General features: G+C 35.5%; 3 protein-coding genes. All 3 read left to right on the top strand.

Annotation, left to right across the window (positions count from 1 at the left end):
* On the top strand, positions 1–919 hold a 919-nt coding region (locus tag CBI42_RS10750), incomplete at its 5' end, for a hypothetical protein (protein WP_094753966.1).
* Positions 920–980: 61 nt separating this feature from the next.
* Positions 981–1,202, top strand: coding sequence for a hypothetical protein (locus CBI42_RS10745; protein ID WP_094753965.1), 222 nt, complete (start codon positions 981–983; stop codon positions 1,200–1,202).
* On the top strand, positions 1,199–1,546 hold the full coding sequence (locus tag CBI42_RS10740; RefSeq protein ID WP_000197459.1) for a PrgI family mobile element protein: 348 nt from the start codon (positions 1,199–1,201) through the stop codon (positions 1,544–1,546). Before CBI42_RS10745 ends, CBI42_RS10740 begins: the two co-directional genes overlap by 4 nt.
* Positions 1,547–1,553 lie beyond the last annotated feature (7 nt).

Raw genomic sequence — 1,553 nt, 5'->3', positions numbered from 1 at the left:
TGTAGGTCAACCATACTTTAGTTACTATCCAGGTGAAGAGAGCCCGTTAAAGGGGCTAGAAAGTAGCTTTGAATATTCCTCTGAGCTGAATGCTTTTATCGAGGCTTTTAAGACTATTGAGAAATTTCAGATTAAATATGACAATCATACGGCTTATATTTTTCCCAAAGCTATTTCTCTGATGAAACGGATCGTATTTGAAGATGAAGACTTTGTTATTCTAAAGCTCTTGATTGATATTGATGAGACTTATCCTTATTCTGAATACTACCGTTTAAATGGTCAACTAGGTATTGAATTTTATAAAACGAGTAGACCAGAACCTGTTAAACGGATAAAATTAGCTAAAGAAGGCATTCCCTTGTTTGAAGTCGAAGCCAATTTCCCTGAGTCTACTAAGATATATGTACCTAAAGAATTTACATCACCTGAACAGGTTAAAAGTATTGCTGCTAGAGTGAGGAAAGTTTATCAGGAAACAAACTATAAACTGTATGGGAATTTTGATAAATACCACATAGAAGCCTTTGTCTTTTTAGATGATAATGAAAGGAAGTACCAAACTTTGAAAACTTATGAGGAACAGTGTCAGGAATTGCAGGCAAAAATTAAGAAGTTGGAAGAGAACTTCAATCAAAAAACTGAGAAAGTCAACCAGCTGAGAAAAGAAATTAAGCAAGCCGAAACAATCTTGAGAAACTATCACGAAGAGGAGGAGTATTACAAGAAGTTAGAAAAGGATAATCAAAAACTAGAATCAGATAAACAAAGATTGAAGCAGGAAAAAGGAGAAATTATCTCTAAAAATCAACGTCTAACCAATGAATCACAACGTTTACGTAGACTGAAAAATGTAGCAGAAGAGAAGATAGAGTATTTACAAAAACGATCGTTCTGGCAAAGACTTCTCAATAAATAAAAATAGTAGGTAATGAAACAGTTCTAAAGAAGAGCTGTTTTTTTGATGGAAAGGATAAAGTATGAATTTAGAAAAACTCAAGCAACGGCGAGATGAGCTTGTGCAAGACAATGCTTGGATGGATAATTTAATTAAGGAAAAAGAGGAAGAGTTATGGGAATTGAAGGTAAGAGGTATTGCAGCTTCTGAGCTAGCGAGATCGGCATTGGAATCTGCTTTACGCTCTGCAGGAATTGTAGATACCTTTTACGGCCCAGATAATGGAAAGAAAGGAACAGAATGACACGTTTAGGCAGTGAATTTTTAAAGGCTTTAGATAGCTACGAAAGGCCAGTTTTAGGGTATATGACACTGAGACAGTTAGTGCTACTATTTGGTATCGCATTGACAGTAGTTGTCACAACCATCCTCTATTGGCTGAAGGCACCTGATACTATTCTTTATGGCGTTGATATTTTGTTATTAGCGCCTTTTGTTATTTTCGGGTGTTATTTCGATGAGAAAATTAAAGATAATGTTCGTTTCATGTTAACCAAGCAGGAACGCTCTTATCAGACAGATTATGACAGAAAGGAATACACAAGAAATGAATTTATTCGGCCGAAAGAAAACCCCGAAACTCTCTAAGGAGGAA

The organism is Streptococcus sp. KR (assembly GCF_002238115.1).
In the GTDB taxonomy this organism is placed as follows: Bacteria; Bacillota; Bacilli; order Lactobacillales; family Streptococcaceae; genus Streptococcus.
This window is presented reverse-complemented; position numbering and strand designations above follow the sequence as displayed.